12 protein-coding genes and 2 pseudogenes are annotated in these 19,528 nt (G+C 75.8%); 1 reads left to right on the top strand and 13 read right to left on the bottom strand.

Annotated features, from left to right (window positions below):
* Positions 1–220 precede the first annotated feature (220 nt).
* A complete protein-coding gene (locus tag AC2TDM_RS07180) occupies positions 221–1,876 on the bottom strand; it encodes a catalase (protein ID WP_484636223.1) in 1,656 nt (551 codons plus the stop codon).
* Positions 1,873–2,382 (bottom strand): Fur family transcriptional regulator, encoded by a 510-nt coding sequence (locus AC2TDM_RS07175; RefSeq protein WP_090032946.1) that lies wholly within the window; start codon positions 2,380–2,382, stop codon positions 1,873–1,875. The genes AC2TDM_RS07180 and AC2TDM_RS07175 overlap by 4 nt, the downstream gene beginning before the upstream one ends.
* Before the next feature lie 812 nt (positions 2,383–3,194).
* On the opposite strand from AC2TDM_RS07175, the pseudogene AC2TDM_RS07170 reads away from it, so the two are divergent.
* A pseudogene (locus AC2TDM_RS07170) lies at positions 3,195–3,878 on the top strand (HNH endonuclease signature motif containing protein); the annotation flags it as partial.
* 306 nt (positions 3,879–4,184) lie between these two features.
* Here AC2TDM_RS07170 and dusB read toward each other — a convergent pair.
* The 11 genes and pseudogenes from dusB to AC2TDM_RS07115 form a co-directional block, all read right to left on the bottom strand.
* A complete protein-coding gene (gene dusB, locus AC2TDM_RS07165) occupies positions 4,185–5,375 on the bottom strand; it encodes a tRNA dihydrouridine synthase DusB (protein ID WP_484636222.1) in 1,191 nt (396 codons plus the stop codon).
* A gap of 132 nt (positions 5,376–5,507) precedes the next feature.
* Positions 5,508–6,893 carry a glycine--tRNA ligase gene (locus tag AC2TDM_RS07160; protein WP_090032943.1) on the bottom strand — a complete coding sequence of 462 codons (1,386 nt, stop codon included), beginning with the start codon at positions 6,891–6,893 and terminating at the stop codon, positions 5,508–5,510.
* Positions 6,894–6,959: 66 nt separating this feature from the next.
* Positions 6,960–7,754, bottom strand: coding sequence for a DedA family protein (locus AC2TDM_RS07155; RefSeq protein WP_175499483.1), 795 nt, complete (start codon positions 7,752–7,754; stop codon positions 6,960–6,962).
* Positions 7,755–7,966: 212 nt separating this feature from the next.
* A pseudogene (locus AC2TDM_RS07150) lies at positions 7,967–8,797 on the bottom strand (isoprenyl transferase); the annotation flags it as partial.
* Positions 8,797–9,528: a DNA repair protein RecO gene (gene recO, locus AC2TDM_RS07145; protein WP_484636221.1), complete on the bottom strand. Its 732-nt coding sequence runs from the start codon at positions 9,526–9,528 to the stop codon at positions 8,797–8,799. The pseudogene AC2TDM_RS07150 and the gene recO, both read right to left, overlap by 1 nt.
* A 64-nt stretch (positions 9,529–9,592) precedes the next feature.
* Positions 9,593–11,167 carry a GGDEF domain-containing protein gene (locus AC2TDM_RS07140; protein WP_090032939.1) on the bottom strand — a complete coding sequence of 525 codons (1,575 nt, stop codon included), beginning with the start codon at positions 11,165–11,167 and terminating at the stop codon, positions 9,593–9,595.
* A gap of 238 nt (positions 11,168–11,405) precedes the next feature.
* The gene (gene leuA / locus AC2TDM_RS07135; protein WP_484636409.1) at positions 11,406–13,112 is read right to left on the bottom strand and encodes a 2-isopropylmalate synthase; all 1,707 of its coding nucleotides are present in this window, start codon (positions 13,110–13,112) and stop codon (positions 11,406–11,408) included.
* 401 nt (positions 13,113–13,513) lie between these two features.
* A complete protein-coding gene (locus tag AC2TDM_RS07130) occupies positions 13,514–14,758 on the bottom strand; it encodes an FHA domain-containing protein (protein ID WP_090032936.1) in 1,245 nt (414 codons plus the stop codon).
* Positions 14,755–17,244 (bottom strand): transglutaminase-like domain-containing protein, encoded by a 2,490-nt coding sequence (locus AC2TDM_RS07125; protein ID WP_484636220.1) that lies wholly within the window; start codon positions 17,242–17,244, stop codon positions 14,755–14,757. Before AC2TDM_RS07125 ends, AC2TDM_RS07130 begins: the two co-directional genes overlap by 4 nt.
* The gene (locus AC2TDM_RS07120; RefSeq protein WP_484636219.1) at positions 17,241–18,551 is read right to left on the bottom strand and encodes a DUF58 domain-containing protein; all 1,311 of its coding nucleotides are present in this window, start codon (positions 18,549–18,551) and stop codon (positions 17,241–17,243) included. The genes AC2TDM_RS07125 and AC2TDM_RS07120 overlap by 4 nt, the downstream gene beginning before the upstream one ends.
* A gap of 7 nt (positions 18,552–18,558) precedes the next feature.
* Entirely contained in the window at positions 18,559–19,524 is a 966-nt protein-coding gene (locus AC2TDM_RS07115; RefSeq protein WP_425319173.1) for an AAA family ATPase, read from the bottom strand.
* Positions 19,525–19,528 lie beyond the last annotated feature (4 nt).

Here is a 19,528-nt window from a genome sequence, read left to right as displayed (position 1 = left end):
GTCGTGCGCGCCGAAACGCGGCCTGCGCCGCGCCGGCCGTCCCGACGACGGCCAGGCCGAGGACGGCGAGGGCCGCCAGGCCGGCGGCGCGTCGGGCGGGGCACACAGGCGGCCCATCGGCGTGGTCGCGCCCGTCCTGACCTCCCGACGACGACGAGGCCCGGCCGGTCACCCGGCCGGACCCCGTCGCTCACCCGGACGTGGGTGCTGGCGTGCTCGCTCAGCCGGCGAGGACCACCCGCTCGTTCGGGACGCAGTGCGTCATCCGCAGGCCCGTGACGTCGCGCGGGCCGTTCTTGCCGAGGTTCGCCAGGCGGGCGAGCTCGTCGTCGGACAGCGTCTGGCTGGCCAGCGGCGGCAGGTGGCGGACGTCGTCGGCGCTGATGCCGAGGCCCTCGCCGACGCGGGCGCCCAGCTCGTCGTCGCACAGCAGGAAGTGCCACACCATGCGCTCCTGCACCTCGCGCACGGCCTGGCCGATGAGCGTGACGAGGTTGTGCACGAGGTCGTCCTGCTCCCACGGCTCCATGAGCTGGTAGCGCTGGCCCGCCTGCGTGTAGTCGTTCGTGCGCGGGATGCGCTTGCGGGTCAGGCGGCCCGTGATCTCCGGGCCCTGCTCGTCGTGGGTCGGGTACTGCGCCTCGCGCAGGCCGCCGGTGATGGACGGCTCGTAGTTCACGTGGGGGTTCGTGCCGACCGGGTCGACGCGGTACTGCATCTGCCCGCCCTGCTGGTTCGTCGCCACCGGCGCCTGCGGCGCGTTGACGGGCAGCTGCAGGTAGTTGGGGCCGACGCGGTAGCGCTGGGTGTCAGAGTAGGAGAACGTGCGCCCGACGAGCATCTTGTCGTCGGAGAAGTCCAGCCCGTCGACGAGGACGCCGGTGCCGAACGCGATCTGCTCGTTCTCCGTGAAGTGGTTCGACACGTTGCGGTTCAGCACCATGCGGCCGACGACCTTCGGCGGGAACTCGTTCTCCGGCCAGACCTTCGTGTCGTCGAGCGGGTCGAAGTCGAGCTCGGGGTGCTCGTCGTCGGTCATGAGCTGCACCTGCAGCTCCCACTCGGGGTACTCGCCGCGCTCGATCGCCTCGTACAGGTCCTTCGAGGCGTGGCCGAGGTCGCCGCCCTGGATGACCGCGGCATCGGCCTCCGTGAGGCTCTTGACGCCGGCCGTCGGGATCCAGTGGTACTTGACGAGGTGGCTGACGCCCTCGGCGTTGACCCACTTGTAGGTGTTCACGCCGAAGCCCTGCTGCGTCCGGTAGTTGGCCGGGATGCCGCGCGGGCTGAAGAGGTTGACCAGCATGTGCATCGCCTCGGGCGTCTGCGACATGAAGTCGAAGATGCGGCCCGGCTCCTGCCGGAACGTGACGGGGTCCGGCTTGAGGGAGTGGATGACGTCGGGGAACTTGATGGCGTCCCGGATGAAGAAGACGCCGAGGTTGTTGCCGACGAGGTCCCAGTTGCCGTCCTCGGTGTAGAACTTCACGGCGAAGCCGCGCGGGTCGCGCGCCGCCTCCGAGGAGTCGCGGCCGCCGATGACCGTGGAGAAGCGGATCGCGAGGTCCGTGCGCTTACCGGCCTCCTGGAACAGCTTGGCGCGGGTGTAGCGGGAGATCGGCTCGTCGCCCCACTGCCCCGTCGCCTCGAAGTAGCCGAATGCGACGGCGCCGCGCGCGTGCACGACGCGCTCCGGGATGCGCTCGCGGTCGAAGTGGCTGATCTTCTCGAGGAACTGGTAGTTCTCGAGCGTGGCGGGACCGCGGGCCCCGACCGTGCGCTGGTTCTGGTTGTCGTAGACGGGATGACCCTGGCGGTTGGTGAGCACGGGGCGGTCGTCGCCGGGGGCGGACGGCTGGCTCGCGACGTCGGTCATGAGGTCCTCTCGGTGGAGCGGGTGGGGTGGGCACCGGCCGGCAGGTCGGCGGTGGCTGCCTGGTGGCAGGACGGGCACGTGCCCCAGAAGGTCACCTCGGCCTCGTCGAGGACGAAGCCGAGGTCGTCGTCGGGCCGCAGGCAGGGCGCGGTGCCGTGCGTGCAGGCGACGTCCACCATCGCGCCGCAGCTGCGGCAGACGAGGTGGTGGTGGTTGTCCCCGACGCGCGTCTCGTAGCGCGCGGGGTGCCCGGCCGGTTCGACCCGGCGCAGGAGCCCCGCCGCGGTGAGCGCGTCGAGGCAGTCGTAGACGGCCTGCGTGGAGACGGTGCCGAGCCGGGCCCGGACCTCGTGCTCCACGTCGGCCGCCGTGAGGTGCGGGTGGTCGGGGCTGGCGGGGTCGGCCGCGTGGCGGCCGGCGGCGCCGAGGGTGTCCAGCACCGCGCGGCGCGTGGCCGTGACACGCAGGCCGGCGGCGCGCAGCCGGTCCTCGGTGCCGTGGGTCATGTCGTCATCATCACCCGTAGTCTGGAACGAGTCCACTTCTGGCGGTGCGTGTCGGGGTGCGCGTACGGGCGCTCCCGGGACTATCGTCCGCGCCGCCCGCGGCCGTCGAGTCGTCCCCAGGGTGGGTCCTGTGGACGACTGGCCTGCAGGAACACCCGATCGTGCGTCTTCCGGGGCGTCGAGCCGTGGGCTTAGGGTCTGGTACAAGCGTTCGACTACTGCCGAGGGAGGTGTTGCGCGTGTACGAGGAGCTCCTTGCCGACTTCGAGGGCGTGCGGTCGACCCTGGGTGGTGTGGGGGCACGGGCCGGGCAGGCCGAGGCGCTCACGCGGGCGCAGCGCCAGCACGTGCTGTCGCTGTTCCAGGCGGTGTCGGGGGCGACGGCGGCGGCGCGGGCGGCGTGGATCGCGGCGGACTCGAGGCTGACCCCGAAGGGGGTCGGGGACAGATCCGCGGCGGAGGGCATCGCGGGGCGGGACCGGGTCGGGCTGCCGGAGGCCAGGCGGCAGGAACGCCAGGCCGGCGCGGTGGAGGCCGCGCCGGTGTTCGGGGCGGCGGTGGCGGCGGGTGTGCGCTCCGAGGCGCACCTGGACGCCCTGGCCGGGGTCCTGGCCTCGGCCTCGGAGCAGGTCAAGGCCGTGCTGACCTCGGAGGAGGGGCAGGCGGAGCTGACGGACCTGGCCGGGCAGGTCGACCCGGCCCGGTTCAAGCGCGAGCTGCTGCAGAAGGCCGCCGAGATCGACGCGCCCGCGGTGGAGACCCGGTACCAGGCCCAGCACCGGGCCCGGTACCTGCACCTGGTCGAGACCGACATGGGTACCCGGGTCAAGGGCTGCCTGGACCCCGGCGCCGGCACAGCGCTGCGGCGGGCGCTGGAGCTGACCCGGCAGATCCCGGGTGGGGACCGCACCTCCGGGCAGGCCATGGCCGACGCGCTCGAGGCGTTGGCGCGGGCAGCGTTGGCGGAGAAGAACGGCGGCCCCTCGGGTGCCTCGGTCCGCCCGCACCTGACCCTGCTGACGGACCTCGCCACCTACACCTCGGTCGTGGAGGCGCTGCGGCAGCGCGAGGCCGCCCGTGCCTGCCAGGACACGCCGCCTGCCGCTGGTGCGCCCGTCGCCTGCACCGAGGACCTGCCCGACGTGGACGTGCTCGGCCCGGTCCTGACCGGGCTGACGCCCGTCGTCGACGACGACGGGCACGTCCTGGCTCCCTCGCTGGTCGCGCGGATGCTGTGCGACGTCGACACCGCCGCCCTGGTCATCGGGCCCGACGGGCAGCCCATCGACCTCGGCCGCGAAGAACGCCTGTTCACCGGGCGCCAGCGCCGCTGCATCGTCGTGCGCGACCAGGGGTGCACCTTCCCCGGGTGCGACGTCCCCGCCCGCTGGTGCGAGGTCCACCACATCCGCTGGTGGGCCAGGGACAACGGGCACACCGACATCGAGAACGGGATCCTCTTGTGCACCCGGCACCACCACGAGGTGCACCGCGCCGATCTGACCATCACACGCATCGTCGACGGTTCGACGAGACGACCCGGACCGGTGAAGGCCACCACGTTGCCACCGGCGGTGTACGAGTTCCGGGCACCCGACGGACGACTCGTCGGGCACCGGCGACGCGATAGCCCGGTCGCTCGACCAGGCCCGGGTCCGGGTCTGACGTCGACCTGGAGCGGTGCCGCGTTCGAGGCGTGCCGCGTGCGTCCCGTGGACGGCGGCCGTGTGCACCGCGACCCCGGGGCGGCCAGGGCGGGTCGACCGCGCGGGAGGACGCCGGGACGCGTCGGTGCGGTCCGGTCAGCCGCCCGACACGCTGAGCTCGGCCTCGGCGAGGCGGCGCTGGAAGTCCTCGGAGAGCTCGCGGGAGTCGAGCCAGCCGTCGGGCAGCGCGGGTCGCTTCGGGGAGCCGGCGCGGCCGCGCGGGCCCTCGGCGGGCTCGCCGGGGTAGGGCTGGTCGAGGTCGAGCTCGGCGAGGAGGTCGTCGAGCTCCGTGAGGGTCGACACCTGGGCCAGGCGCGAGCGGAGGTCGCCGCCCACGACGTAGCCCTTGAGGTACCAGGCCATGTGCTTGCGCATCTCCGACAGGGCCTTGTACTCGCTGGGGAAGACCTCGCACATGAGCGTGGCGTGCCGCCGCATCGTCTCGGCGACGTACTGCATGCCCGGTCGGATGCGGTCGGGACGGCCCGCGAAGGCGGCCTCGAGGTCGGCGAAGAGCCAGGGCCGCCCCTGGCAGCCGCGGCCGACCACGACACCGTCGACGCCGGTGTGCTCGACCATGGCGAGGGCGTCCTCCGCGGACCATATGTCGCCGTTGCCGAGCACGGGGATGTCGGTGACGGCCTCCTTGAGCGTCGCGATGGCGTCCCAGTCGGCGGTGCCGGAGTAGTGGTCGGCGGCGGTGCGGCCGTGCAGCGCGACCGCCGCGACCCCGACCTCCTGGGCGGTGAGGCCGGCCTCGACGTAGGTGAGGTGCTCGTCGTCGACGCCCTTGCGCATCTTGACCGTCACCGGCACGCCCGCCGGCCGAGCGGCCTCGACGGCGGCGGTGATGATGCCGCGGAACAGGTCGCGCTTCCACGGGAGCACGGCACCGCCGCCGCGCCGCGTCACCTTGGGCACGGGGCAGCCGAAGTTGAGGTCGACGTGGTCGGCGCGGTCCTCCTCGACCACCATCCGCACGGCCGCGCCGACCGTCGCCGGGTCGACGCCGTAGATCTGGATGGAGCGCGGCCGGAAGTCGCCGTCCGGCGCGATGATCCGCAGCGACTCGACGTTGCGCTCGACGAGGGCACGCGAGGTGACCATCTCGGCCACGTACAGGCCGGCGCCCTGCTCGCGGCACAGACGGCGGAACGCGGCGTTCGTGACACCGGCCATGGGCGCCAGGACGACCGGCGTCCGGCTGACGATCGGGCCGATCCGCAGCGGGGGGTACGCCGGATCCGGTCGGGAGGCCTGGGCGGCGGCGGGCGCGAGGGTCGTCACCGTCCCATTGTCACCCCTCGGTGGTGCCGTCCCCGCCCCGGCGAGGGCGGGGACGGCACCACCGGGCACAGCGGCCCGCACCACCGGCCACGCCGGCCCAGGAGACGCGACGCGCTGGGCCGGGAGGCGTTCTCAGGCGCCGACGAGGCGCTGCGCCAGGTAGCCCGTCACCTGGTCGAGGGCGACGCGCTGCTGCGACATGTCGTCGCGGTGACGGATTGTCACGGCCTGGTCCTCGAGCGTGTCGAAGTCGACCGTGATGCAGAACGGGGTGCCGATCTCGTCCTGGCGGCGGTAGCGGCGTCCGATGGCGCCGGCGTCGTCGAAGTCCACGTTCCAGGACCGGCGCAGCTCGGCGGCGAGGTCGCGCGCCTTCGGTGAGAGCTGCTCGTTGCGCGAGAGCGGCAGGACCGCGGCCTTGACCGGGGACAGGCGCGGGTCGAGCTTGAGGACCACGCGCGTGTCGACGCCGCCCTTGGTGTTGGGCGCCTCGTCCTCGGCGTAGGCCTCGACGAGGAACGCCATGAGGGAACGGGTGAGGCCCGCCGCGGGCTCGATGACGTACGGCGTGAACCGCTCGCCCTTGCCCTGGTCGAAGAAGGACAGGTCCTGGCCGGAGTGCTCGCTGTGCGTCGACAGGTCGAAGTCGGTGCGGTTGGCGATGCCCTCGAGCTCGCCCCACTCGCTGCCGGTGAAGCCGAAGCGGTACTCGATGTCGACGGTGCGCTTGGAGTAGTGCGACAGCTTCTCGGCCGGGTGCTCGTAGTGCCGCAGGTTGTCGCGGGAGATGCCGAGCCCCGTGTACCAGTCCGTCCGGGTGTCGATCCAGTACTGGTGCCACTCCTCGTCGGTGCCCGGCACGACGAAGAACTCCATCTCCATCTGCTCGAACTCGCGGGTGCGGAAGATGAAGTTGCCGGGCGTGATCTCGTTGCGGAACGACTTGCCGATCTGGCCGATGCCGAACGGGGGCTTCATGCGGGCCGCGGTGTAGACGTTCTTGAAGTTCACGAAGATGCCCTGGGCCGTCTCCGGGCGCAGGTAGTGCAGGCCGGACTCGTCCTCGACCGGGCCGAGGTAGGTCTTGAGCATCATGTTGAAGTCGCGCGGCTCGGTCCACTGGCCGCGCGTGCCGCAGTTCGGGCACGGCACGCCGGCGAGGCCGCCCTCGGCCTCGTGCCCCTTGCGCTCGGCGTACTCCTCGAGGAGCTGGTCCTCACGGAAGCGCTTGTGGCAGGACAGGCACTCCGTCAGGGGGTCGGTGAAGACGCCGACGTGGCCCGAGGCGACCCAGACCTGGCGCGGCAGGATGACCGAGGAGTCGAGCCCGACGATGTCGTCACGGCTCGTGACCATCGCGCGCCACCACTGGCGCTTGATGTTCTCCTTCAGCTCCACGCCCAGGGGGCCGTAGTCCCACGCGGAGCGGGTGCCTCCGTAGATCTCGCCGCTGGGGAAGACGAAGCCACGCCGCTTGGCGAGGGAGACGACGTTGTCCAGACGGGACGGTGCAGCCACGGTGGATCCACTCCTGGGTCGGCAGGTCCCGCGGCTGGGTGCCGTGGGACGGGGGGTCGCGCCAGCCTAGCGGGGCCGGCCGGCCCTCTCGGCCGGGACGTCCGTCGGGGCGGCGGCCGACCCGCTGGTGGAGTGGGTGGTGGACGCGGCGGTGGAGGCGGTGCTGGACGCAGCGGTGGAGGCGGTGCTGGACGCAGCGCTGGAGGGGGTCGTGGACGCGGCGATGGAGGCGGCAGTGGATGCGGCGGTGGTGGACGCGGCGGTGGAAGCGGCGGAAGAGGCGGTGGTGGACGCGGCGGTGGAGGTAGTGGTGGAGGCGCTGGTCGGAGGTCGGGTGCGACGGCGGCGTGCGACGAGGAGCGCGGCGAGGACGACCGCCGCGAGGGCGGGCAGCGCCCACGGCGAGCGGGCGGCGAGCGCGACCGCCGCCCACCACGCCCCCAGGCCGACGGTGGACCAGACCACGGCCCAGGCCACAGCACCCGGCAGGGACGCCAGCGCGAAGCGCAGGTAGGGCATGCGCACGAGCCCGGCCGCCGCGAACACCGCGGACTGGATGCCGACCGTCAGGTACGCGACGGGCACCGCGGCGACGCCCCAGCGTCTGACCAGGGCGACGCCCCGCCGGACCAGGGGCGTGGTCGACCAACGAGCGGTGCGCTCGACGGCGACGCGCCACCACGCCGGTCCGCGGCCGCCGTCGCGGCGCTGGCGGTCCTGCTCCCGGCCGGCGCCGGCGGCGACACCGCGGCCCGCCCAGTAGATGGCGTGCGAGCGCAGCAGCGCGCCGCCGAAGAGCACGAGGAGGACCGCGGCGACCGGCAGGCCGTCCAGCCCGTACGCCGCGCCCGCATCCGTCACCGGGCGATGGTAGGCCGCGCCGGCAGGCCCTCGTCCGGACCGGAGGTCCCGTCCCCGTCGGGGTCGGTGGTGGCGGGGTCGGTGGTGGCGGGGTCGGTGGTGGCGCGGCCGGTGGTGGCGTGGCCGGTCGTGGCGTGGCCGGTCGTGGCGTGGCCGGTCGTGGCGGGGTCGGTCGTGGCGGGGTCGATCGTGGCGGGGCCGGCCTGCTCGTCCGCGACGGCGTCGACCGCGCCGCCGTAGCGGCGGTCGCGGCGGGCGTACGTCTCCACCGCGCGCCACAGGTGGCGGCGGTCCACGTCGGGCCACGGCTCGTCGAGGAAGACCAGCTCGGCGTACGCGGCCTGCCAGATGAGGAAGTTGGAGGTGCGCTGCTCCCCCGACGAGCGGACGAAGAGGTCGACGTCCGGCAGGTCGGGCTCGTCGAGGTAGCGGGCGAAGAGCTTCTCGTCGACGCGGTCGGGGCGCAGCCGTCCGGCGGCGACCTCCTCGGCGATGGCGCGGGCGGCGTCGGCGACCTCGGCGCGGCCGCCGTAGTTCACGCACATGGTCAGGGTGCAGACGGTGTTGTCCCGCGTCTGCTCCTCGGCCGTCTCGAGCTCGGCGATGACGGACCGCCACAGCCGCGGCCGTCGCCCGGCCCAGCGCACGCGCACGCCCCAGGAGTCCATGAGGTCGCGGCGGCGCCGCAGCACGTCGCGGTTGAAGCCCATGAGGAAGCGCACCTCTTCCGGGGAGCGCGACCAGTTCTCGGTGGAGAAGGCGTAGGCCGACACGTGCTGCACGCCGATCTCGATGGCACCCGCCACGACGTCCAGCAGCGAGGCCTCCCCCGCGGTGTGCCCGGCGGTGCGCGGCAGGCCGCGGGCGTTGGCCCAGCGGCCGTTGCCGTCCATGACGACGGCCACGTGCCGCGGGACGAGCTCGCGCGGGATCTGCGGCGGGCGCGCGCCGCTGGGGTGCGGCGGCGGGGGGACGGGTGCGGGACGCGTGCGTGCCGCCGGTGCCGGCGTGGTGCCGCGTGGCGTGCGGCGCAGCCCGGCCATCAGACGCGCTCCACCATCGGCAGCGACCGCAGGCTGCGCTCGAGGTGGAACTGGCAGAACGCGGCGACGAGCCCGTTGCCCTCGCCGCGGTGCCGCTCGGCGCTGGCGTCGGCGACGCCCCAGTCCCCGACGAGCAGGGCCGCGAGCAGCGCGAACGTCTCCGGCGCCGGCGCGGCGGAGCCCGGCGGGCGGCACCGGGCGCACACGGCCCCGCCCGAGGCGACCGCGAAGGCCCGGTGCGGGCCCGGCTCGCCGCAGCGCGCGCAGTCGGTGAAGCTCGGCGCCCACCCGGCCACGGCCAGCGCCCGCAGCAGGTAGGAGTCGAGGACGAGGCCCGGGGCGTGGGCCCGCAGCGCGAGCGACCGCACCGCCCCGACGAGGAGCCGGTGCTGCTGGAGGGCGGGCTCGTGCTCGTCGGCGACGAGCCGCTCGGCCGTCTCGAGCATGACGGTGCCCGTGGTGTACAGCGCGTAGTCCCCCGCGATCGACCGGCCGAAGGTGTCCAGCGTCTCGGCCTGGGTGATGACGTCGAAGGTGCGTCCGGTGCTGAGCTGCAGGTCCACGCGCATGAAGGGCTCGAGCCGGGAGCCGAACCGCGAGGAGGTCCGGCGCACGCCCTTGGCGACGGCCCGGACCTTGCCGTGCTCGCGCGTCAGCAGGGTGACGATGCGGTCGGCCTCACCCAGGGAGTGCGTCCGCAGGACGATCGCCTCGTCGCGGTACAGGCTCATGCGCGCATCACCGGCCCATCATCCCCCGGCACGCCGTGCACGGCGGGCCCTGCCCGCGCGGCGCTCAGGACCGACGCGTGACGCGCGTGTCGCGGCCGGCACGCTTGGCGTCGAGGACCGCGTGGCTCAGCTCGCCCAGCAGGGTGGCGGAGTCCGCGGTGATGGCCGCGCCGACGGAGATCGTCACGTGCAGCCCCGGGTGGACCTGGTCCCACGCCAGACCTCGCACCCGGGCCACGAGCTCGGCGGCCCGGGCGTCGAGGTCCGGCGAATCCGCCGGCCAGGGGTCGAAGAGGACGACGAACTCGTCGCCCCCGTAGCGCGCCACGAGGTCCCCGGGGCGCACGAAGGCCCGCAGCTCGTCGGCGATCCGCACCAGCACCTCGTCGCCCACGAGGTAGGAGAAGGTGTCGTTGACCTCCTTGAAGTTGTCGACGTCGATGAACAGCGCACCGACGGACCCCTGCGCGTGGTCGAGGAAGCCCTGGATGGCCCGCCGGTTGCCGACGCCGGTGAGCCCGTCGAGGACCGAGAGCTCGGCCACGCGACGCGACTCCACCTGCAGCTCGTGGATCTGCACCTGGGCGAGCATGGCGGCGAAGCGCTCCGACCGCTCCGCCCACAGCAGCTCCTGGGCGCGGCGGAACATGCGCGACGCGTGCTCCAGCGCCGGGTGGTCCCCGTGCCGGCGGACCGCGAGGGTCAGCAGCGCGTCGTCGGCCATCGTCGACCACACGTCGCGCAGCCCGGTCTCCGCCGCCGACCGCAGCGCGCGCAGGTGGTGCTCGGCCTCGTCGAGCCGGCCGAGCTCCAGCAGGGCGACGGCGCGCGTCGCGGTGCCGACGAACCACTCGGGCCGCCCACGGCGCTGCTCCACCTCGGCCTGCACGCTCTCCACGTGCCGCAGGGCCATCTCGGGCTCCCCCGCGCTGAGCTCGGCGTACGCGAGCCCGACGTGCGCGAACAGCCGGGGGCCGGAGTCCTGCGTGTGCTCGGTCAGCCGCAGCAGCAGCAGCGCCCGCGACGCCATGGTCTCCACGACCCGGTGCGCGCCCTCGGGGCGCCCGAGCAGCTGCAGGCCGGCGGCCCACTCCGAGAGGGTGCGCAGGCCCTCGACCAGGACCCCGGGGACGGCGCCGTGCCCGATGAGCGGCGCCACCTGCCACATGACCGCGTCGGCCTGCTCGTACAGCTCCACGGTGCGCAGGGCCTCCGACAGCAGCACGGCGGCGGAGACCTGGTTGTACCGGGTGCCGTCGGGCGTGCCGACGAGCACCCACGCCTTGGCGATGAGCTCCAGGACCTCGTGGTACCGGCCCTCGCGACGGATGGACAGCGCGCGCAGGATGACGGCCTTCGCGCGCCAGTAGGGCTCGTCGTCGTCGACCGTGCGCCGCTCGAGCTCCTCCGCCCACTGCAGCGCCACGTCCGGGTGGCCGAGGGCGAACAGCGCCCGGCCGCCCGTGAAGAGGAAGTACCGCGCGGACGCCGTGTCGCCCATGGCGTCGGCCACCGCGACCCCGGCCGCCGCGAGCTCGGCGGCCCGCCGCGGGTCCCCGTTGGCGAACTCCGCGTGCGCCACGTCGGTGAGGGCGTCGAGCACGCCGAACTCGCCCACGCGGACGGGCAGGCGCTCCACCAGGTCTCCTCACCGGGCCGGGGGCTGTCGGCATCGGCCCCGGTCCGTCCCCTCCACGATCGGACGGCGAGGCCCGCTCGGGAGCCGTTCCGCGCACCGTCTCGCGCCGACGGCTTGCACCGTACCTGCCCGTCGGGCCGGGCGTGCGGTGAGCGCGGCCCGGCGGGTCGTCCGACCTCCGGGACGGACGGCTCGGGTCCGGCCGGGGTCCGACGACGCCGGCGGCGCCGCCGCCGGGTCAGCGGGCGGCGCGGTTGACGGCCGAGACGATGGCCTTGAGCGTCGCCGTGGTGATCGACGGGTCGATGCCGACGCCCCACAGCGTCCGGTCGCCGATCGCGCACTCGACGTACGCGGCGGCGGTCGCGTCCCCGCCCGACGAGAGCGCGTGCTCCGCGTAGTCCAGCACCTGCACCCGCACGTCCACGGCGCCCAGCGCGTCGACGAACGCCGCGACGGGCCCGTTGCCCGACCCCTCGAGGGTCCGGACCTGGCCGTCCTGCGCCAGCTCGACGGTCAACGCGTCCGGGCCGTCGTGCCCCGAGGACACCTGCGTGCCCAGCAGCCGGAACCGGCCCCACGGCGCGAGCGGACCGCCGTGCTCCACCGGCAGGTACTCGTCGTTGAAGATCTGCCACAGGTCGTCGGCGGTCACCTCGGTCCCGTGCGCGTCCGTGTGCCGCTGCACCACCTGGGAGAACTCGATCTGCAGCCGGCGCGGCAGGTCCAGGTCCCGCTCGGACTTGAGCAGGTAGGAGATGCCGCCCTTCCCGGACTGGGAGTTCACGCGGATGATCGCCTCGTAGGAGCGGCCGACGTCCTTGGGGTCGATGGGCAGGTACGGGACCGCCCACTCCACCTGGGACACGTCCGTGCCGGCCGCCGCGGCCTTCGCCTCCAGCACGTCCAGGCCCTTCTTGATGGCGTCCTGGTGGGAGCCGGAGAAAGCCGTGAAGACGAGGTCGCCGCCGTAGGGGTGGCGGTCGGCCACGGGCATCTGGTTGCAGCGCTCGACGACGCGGCGCACGCTGTCGATGTCGGAGAAGTCGATCTGGGGGTCCACACCCTGGCTGAACAGGTTGAGGCCCAGCGTCACCAGGTCGACGTTGCCGGTTCGCTCGCCGTTGCCGAAGAGGCAGCCCTCGATGCGGTCGGCGCCGGCCAGGTAGCCCAGCTCCGCGGCCGCCACGGCCGTGCCGCGGTCGTTGTGCGGGTGCAGGGACAGCACGACGTTCTCGCGGTGGTGCAGGTGGCGGCCCATCCACTCGATGGAGTCGGCGTAGACGTTCGGCGTGGCCATCTCCACCGTCGCCGGCAGGTTGACGATGACCTTGCGCTCCGGCGTCGGCTCCCACACGTCGAGCACGGCGTTGACGACGCGGACCGCGTACTCCAGCTCGGTGCCGGTGTACGACTCCGGGGAGTACTCGTAGAAGACCTCGGTGTCGGGCACGAGCTCGGCGTACTTCTTGCAGAACCGGGCGCCCTGCACGGCGATGTCGAGGATCCCGTCCTCGTCGCTCTTGAACACCACCTCGCGCTGCAGCACGGACGTGGAGTTGTAGAGGTGCACGATCGCCTGCTTCGCGCCGGCGATCGCCTCGTACGTGCGCTCGATGAGGTGCTCGCGCGCCTGCGTCAGCACCTGGATGACGACGTCGTCGGGGATGCGGCCCTCGTCGATGAGCATGCGGACGAAGTCGAAGTCGGTCTGCGACGCCGCGGGGAACCCGACCTCGATCTCCTTGTAGCCCATCGCGACGAGCAGCTCGAACATCTCGAGCTTGCGCGCAGGGTTCATCGGCTCGATGAGGGCCTGGTTGCCGTCGCGCAGGTCGACCGCGCACCAGCGCGGGGCCGTCTCGATGCGGCGGTCCGGCCACGTGCGGTCCGGCAGGTCGACGCGGATCTGCTCGTGGAACGGGCGGTAGCGGTGCGCCGGCATCCCGGAGGGGCGCTGCCGGTTGCGGTCGTCGTACGCGGCGGCGACGAGGTCGCCACCGGGACGCTCGTCGACAGGTCGGGCGGCGTGCTGGGGGGTCGTGGTCTCGCTCATCGTGTCCTCGGTCCGTGCTCGTCGGGGGCAGCCGTCGGCAGGGGCTCCGCGACGAGGGTGCGGCCTAGAGGACCTCGTCGCGGCGGAGAAGGAGGAGGCCGCGCAGGGGATGGCCGAGCGGCGCTCGACGAGGCGTGCGGGCGGTCATGGGGGCGACCCTACCGCCCGTCCGCCGCACCGGTGACGTCGACCTCACGTCGTGGTCGTGCGCCCGTGTCCGTGCGCCCGTGGTCGCACGTCGTGGTCGCTCGCCGTGGTGCACGCCGTGATCGCACCGCCGTCGCCGGTGGTCACGCCACGGGCACCGCGTCCACGCGCAGGCGCTGGTCCCCCAGCCGCACCTCGTCGCCGACGTGCAGGCGCACGCGCACGCCCGGCACGGCCTGCACCCGGCCGCCGGCCGCGAGCTCGACGAGGGTGCCGTTCGTCGAGCCGCAGTCCGTCAGCCACAGGCCGCCGGGGTCGACCGCGAGCTGCAGGTGCGTCTTGGACACCGCCCGCGCCGGGTCGAGGAGGCAGAGCACCTCCACCCCGTCACGGAGGACGGGCCGCCGCCCGACGAGCGTCGTGCCGCCGACGACGACCTGCCGCCCGTCGGCGGTGACGAGCCGGGCGGCCGGCGACGCGCTCCCCGAGCCGTCGACCGGCGGGACCTGCGGGGCCGACGACGGGGCCGGCCGGCGCACGGTGAGCGCGACCGGGCCGAGCGCCTCGAGGTCGGCGTCCGGGGCCGACGACGGCACCGACCGCACCGACGGCGCGCCCGACGAGTCCCGCACGGACGACGCCGGCACCGCGCGGACCGGACCGGACGGCACGTGCGGGAACGTGATGCGGGCGCCGGTCGCGGGCCCGCCGAGCACCTCGGGGAGGGTCGGGCCGTCGGGGGCACCGCCGGCCCAGGGGTGCCCGTCGGGGGCTCCCGCGCCGCCGCCGAGGTCCGGGGGCAGGACGAGCAGCCGGGTCAGCGCGGCCTCGACCTCGTCGGACGCACGGGCGGGGCGCGCGGGACGCAGCGGGCGGGCGGCGCGCGCGGGCAGCTCCCGCTCGGCGACGGCCTCCCACCACGCGTCGGGCACGACCGGGTCGGCCCCGCCCGGGACGGGCCCGGGGCCGCCCGACGACGCCGCTGCCGTGGTGACGCCCGTCGGGCCGTCGACCCGTGCCGGCCAGGAGGGCCGGGGGCGGGCGCCGGGCTCGTCCACCCCCGCGGCGCGCCGGATCCAGGCCGCGTCGTCCTCCCGCCGGCGGCGCCGCTCGGCCAGCGCCAGGCGCCACCGGCGCAGGCCACGGGTGGGCGCGAGGACGGGCACCGGGACGGGCACCGAGACGGGCATCGGGACGGGCACCGGGACGGGCATCGGGACGGGCGCGACCGCGTCGGGCGGGACCACCTCGGCCGCTACCGCATCCGGCGCGAACGACTCGGCCGCGGAGGCGGCGGCGGAGGCGGGTGCGGCGGCGGAGGCACCGGCGGAGGCGCCGGCGCGCACGGCGGCGGACGAGGACGGGCGGGGCTCGACCGTGGTGGTCATCGCAGGGCTCCAGGCAGGACGGCGGGACGTCGGACGAGGGACCGCGGGCGCACCGGCCGGGTGCGACGCAGGGACGCGACGGCGGCGCGGGCGCGCAGGCGTCGCAGCGGGGGCAGGACCGCGTCGAGCGCGGCGAGGGCGCCGTCGGTCTCGGCCCACACGGCGTCCGCCTCGGCGGGCGTCGGGCGGCCGGGGGCGAAGACGTGGGCGTCGGCGCTGCGCGCCAGGCCACGGGCGGAGGCGTGCAGCCGCGCGGCGGCGGACGGCGCATCGGCCCGTCCGGCGCGACGCCCGCGGCGCGCCAGCACGGCGGCGACGAGCGCCTCGGCCGCCTCCTCGCGCGTGGCGGAGGGCGTCGGCAGGTGCCCGAGGTCGCGCGCCCGGTCGAGCAGCTCCTGCCACCCGTCCGCGACGCGCCGGACGGTGTCGGGCCCGCGCCGACGGCGTCGTCGTCGCCACGCCTTGAGCGCGACCACGGCCAGCGGCGGGCCCAGCAGGAGCAGCGCGGGCCCGCCGACGACGCCGACGACGGCCGCGACCGCGCGCCACGACGTGCCCTCCGGCGCGGGGACGTCCCGGCGCCCCGTGCGCGGCTGCTCGGTGTCCTCCTCCGGCGGTGCCTGCGCCTCGGGCTCGGCGGGCGGGGGCTGGCGCACCTGCGGCTGGGCGTCGTCGGGCGCGCTCGTGCGGTCCTCCTGCGGGGTGCGCTCGCGCGGCGGGGTGGGGTCGAAGGGCACCCAGCCCCAGCCCGCGAGCGCGACCTCGACCCACGCGTGCACGTCGGAGCCGCGCAGGGCGACCGTGCCGGCGGCGAGCTGCTCGTCCGTAGGCGCGAACCCGACGACGACGCGGCTCGGCAGCCCCACGCGCCGCGCCATGAGCGCGAGGACGGCGGCGTACTGCTCGTCGTCGCCCACCATGAGGTCGCCCCCGACGAGCTCGGTGAGCCGGGCCGCACCGTGGCCGGGCGCCGACGGGTGGTCGCCGGTGGCGACGAGCCCGTGGCTGAACCAGCCCTCGTCGGTGAGCCAGGCGGACAGCGCGCGAGCGACCTGCACGGGGGCACCGGCCCCGCGCGCGACCTCCTGGGCGCGGGCGCCCACGGCCTCGGGGACGCCGGTGACGTCGGGCAGCGGCACGTCGGCGGGCGGCGCGTCCCCGACCAGGGCGTCCGGGGGCACCGGGTCCACCAGCGCGCGGACGGTCCAGGCGTCGCCCGCGGCCAGGCCGCCGGCGTCGACCGCGGTGCCGGTGGCGTCGTCCCAGCGCAGGTCGGTCGCCTCGACACCGGCCCCCGCCGTCACCTGGGTCGTCCGGCCGACCGTCGGGAGCCAGACCCCGCGCAGCCCCGCGGCCTCCAGACGCACGGTCACCTCGCGCGTCCCTGCACCGCGCGTCGGGGCGAGGCCCGTCGCGCGCGGCGGGAGAGGGGTCCCGGACGCCACGCGCCGCAGCACCCCGGACCCTCCCGTGCCCGATCCGCCCGCGACGCCCCAGACCGTCCCGTCGTAGCGGTCGAGGGTCGCCAGCCGGACGCGTGCTCCCGGGACGAGCCCGGTCGCGCGCAGCAGCACCTCGTCGTCCCGGGCGACGAGGGCGCGGAACGAGGACAGCGGGCTCGGGCGGTCCCGCAGCTCGAAGGGGGGCACCACGTGCTCGCGCAGGACGAAGCGCGCGCCCCCCGCCGCGCCGCCCGCGCCCGCGGCGACGCCGCCGCCGACGGCGAGGCCGACGGCCAGGGCGCCGACGAGGGCGGTGCGCGCGGTCGCGGCCGCGCCCGCCCGTGGGAGCCGCCGGAGCACGGCACCGGCGACGAGCAGCCCCGCGAGCGCGGCGCCCGTCACCGCCGGCGCCGGCCGGGGGGTCGCCGTGCCGAGCAGGGCGACGGCGGCCGCCACGAGCGGCGGGACGAGCACGACGGCCGCCCGTGCGAGGCCGCGGGCCGACGACCGCAGCGCCCCGGACGCCACGGCCGCCGCGCCGAGGAGCGCGAGCACCCAGGCGGTGAGCAGCACCTCCCCGTCGCCGCCGATCGGCGGGGTGAGCGTGAGCAGCGCGTGCGGGGCGTCCAGCACGCCGGGGCCGAGGGCGCGCAGGGTCGCCGCGGTCGGCACGACGCCGGCCACCGTCGTGCCGGGCGCCGCGAGCGCGCCGCCGGCCAGAAGGTGGACGACGAGCACCGCCAGCAGCGTGGCCGGTGCGGACCATCGCCGCGCCGCCGCCAGGGCCGCGACGCCGGCGCCGGCTGCGAGGCCCCCGACGAGCGCCGGCACCGCCACCGTGCCGCCGTGCAGCGCGACGAGCGGCGCCAGCGCGACGCCCAGCGCCGCGAGCCCGGCGACGAGGTCGACGACCGCCGCCCGTCGTGCCGGTCCCGCGGCACCGGCCGCTAGGGAGGTCGAGGGGGAGGTCGAGGAGACCGTCGAGGAAGCCGTCGACGGGGCGGTGACCACGACCGGGTCCAGCATGCGGGGCCCCGCGCTCACGCCGCACCCGCCCGGACGGTGGCCGGCAGGTCGGCCAGCGCCGCGACGCGCAGCACCGCGCGGTGCCCGGCGGCGTGCGCCCGGGCCCGCGGCCGCTGCCCGTCGGGGTGCCGCCGGTCGGGGCGCTGATCGTCGGGGCGCTGCTCGTCCGCGCGCTGCTCGTCGGGGCGCTGCCCGTCGCCGCACGTCAGCACCACGGCGCGCGCGCCCGCCGGCGCCGCGTGGGCGGCCCGGACGAGGGCGTGCGGCGCGGCGGTCGAGCCCGTGACGACCACGACCAGCGCGGATCCGCCGCCGTGCCGTCGCGCCCGGCGCGCCACGGCGTCGAGCGGTCCGGCGTCCGCGGGGTCGTCGGCCCCGCCCGCCGTCGGCGGGGCGACGTCCCGGCGGTCGCCCGCGGGGGGCACGGGTGCCTCGAACCGGGCGCACGCGTCCAGCAGGGCCGTGCGGGTCGTCGTGGGCAGGCGCTCGTCGCCGGCCAGGACGGCGACCTCCCGGCCCTCGGCCATGGCCTGCAGCGCGAGGGACGCGAGCACGGACACGCCGGTCTCGACCTCGTCGGCGTCCGCCCAGAGCGCGGGGTCCTCCGCGAGCAGCAGCAGGACGCGCGTGCGGCGCACGTCCTCGTCCTGCCGGACGAGGAGCGTGCCCAGCCGCGCGCTCGAGCGCCAGTGGATGGCGCGGCGGTCGTCGCCGGCGACGTACTCGCGCAGGGCGTGGAAGGACTGGGACAGGTCGGCGCTCGCGCGGTCGGCGACGCCCTCGAGGTCCCGCAGGAGACCGGCGCGGCCCGCCGGCAGGTCCAGCGTCCGCGGGTGCACGAGCACCTCGACGGCGGGCGCGTACCGCACGGTCCGGCGCACGAGGCCGAGGGTCTCGCCCCGCTCGGCGGCGACCGGCCCGACGACGACCCGTCCGCGGCGCGGCGCCGGCACGACCAGCAGCTCCTCCCAGCCCTCGCCGGGCGGCAGGGCCGGCACGGCCAGCTCCGCGCCCGGGCCGGACCCGGCCGCCAGCCGGAGCCGGTGCGGCAGGGTGCGGCGGCGCGACCGGTTGCGGACCCGCACCGCGCCGACGGCCCGCCCCCCGACGACCGCCCGCGCGTCGCCCAGCGACAGCGTGACGGCGTAGGGCGCCCGCCCGAGGACGCCGAGCGCTGCGACGGCCAGGACCAGGCCGAGCCCCGCCGCGAGGGCCCCCGCCTCGGCCCAGCCCAGGACGCGGTGCACGACCGCGGCCGCGGGCACGACGACGAGCGCGAGCGCGCCCGCGGGCGTCACCCGCACGGTCGGGGCGGTGGACGTCACGGGCGCCTCACACCAGGCGGACGGTCGGCGCCGGGGTCCGCTCGAGGACGTCGGCGACGACGTCGTGCGCGCCGACCCCGTCGAGCTCGGCGTCGGGGGTCAGCAGGAGCCGGTGCGCGAGCACGGGGCCGACGAGGTCCTTCACGTCCGCGGGCAGCACGTGCCCGCGGCCCGCCGACGCCGCCCAGACGCGCGCGCACCGCACGAGGGCCAGCGCACCGCGCACGCTGACGCCCAGGACCGTGCGCGGGTCCTCGCGCGTCGCCTCGACGAGCCGCGCGACGTAGTCGAGCACCGCCGTGTCGACGTGGACGCGCCCCGCGATGGCGCTCATCTCCCCCAGGGCGGCGGTGGTGACGAGCGGCTCGAGGTCGCCCGTGCGGTCGCGGGCGCCCGCGAGGATCTCCAGCGTGGCGGCGCGGTCGGGGTAGCCGAGAGAGGTGCGCACGAGGAACCGGTCGAGCTGCGCCTCGGGCAGGCGGTACGTGCCCGCCTGCTCGACGGGGTTCTGCGTGGCGATGACCATGAACGGGGTGCCGACGGGGTGGCTGACGCCGTCGACCGTGACGTTGCCCTCCTCCATGACCTCCAGCAGCGCCGACTGCGTCTTCGGCGACGCGCGGTTGATCTCGTCGGCCAGGACGACGGAGGCGAAGACGGGGCCCCGGTGGAACTCGAAGCGCCCCCGGCCCTGGTCCCAGACGCTCACGCCCGTGACGTCGGAGGGCAGCAGGTCCGGGGTGAACTGGATGCGGCTGTGGGTGCCCTGCACGCACGCCGCGAGCGCCTTCGCCAGCGACGTCTTGCCGGTCCCCGGGGCGTCCTCCAGCAGGAGGTGCCCCTCAGCGACCATGGCCATGAGGGCCGTGCGGACGGTGCGCTCCTTGCCCAGCACCACCTGGCCGACCCCGGCGACCAGGAGGTCGAACGTCTCGGCGAACCAGGCGCCCTGCTCGGCGTCCACGTGGCGCACCCCT

This window comes from Cellulomonas sp. plas2 (genome assembly GCF_057221735.1).
Note: the sequence above shows the minus strand (reverse complement) of the source record. Positions and strands in the feature narration are given on the sequence as shown.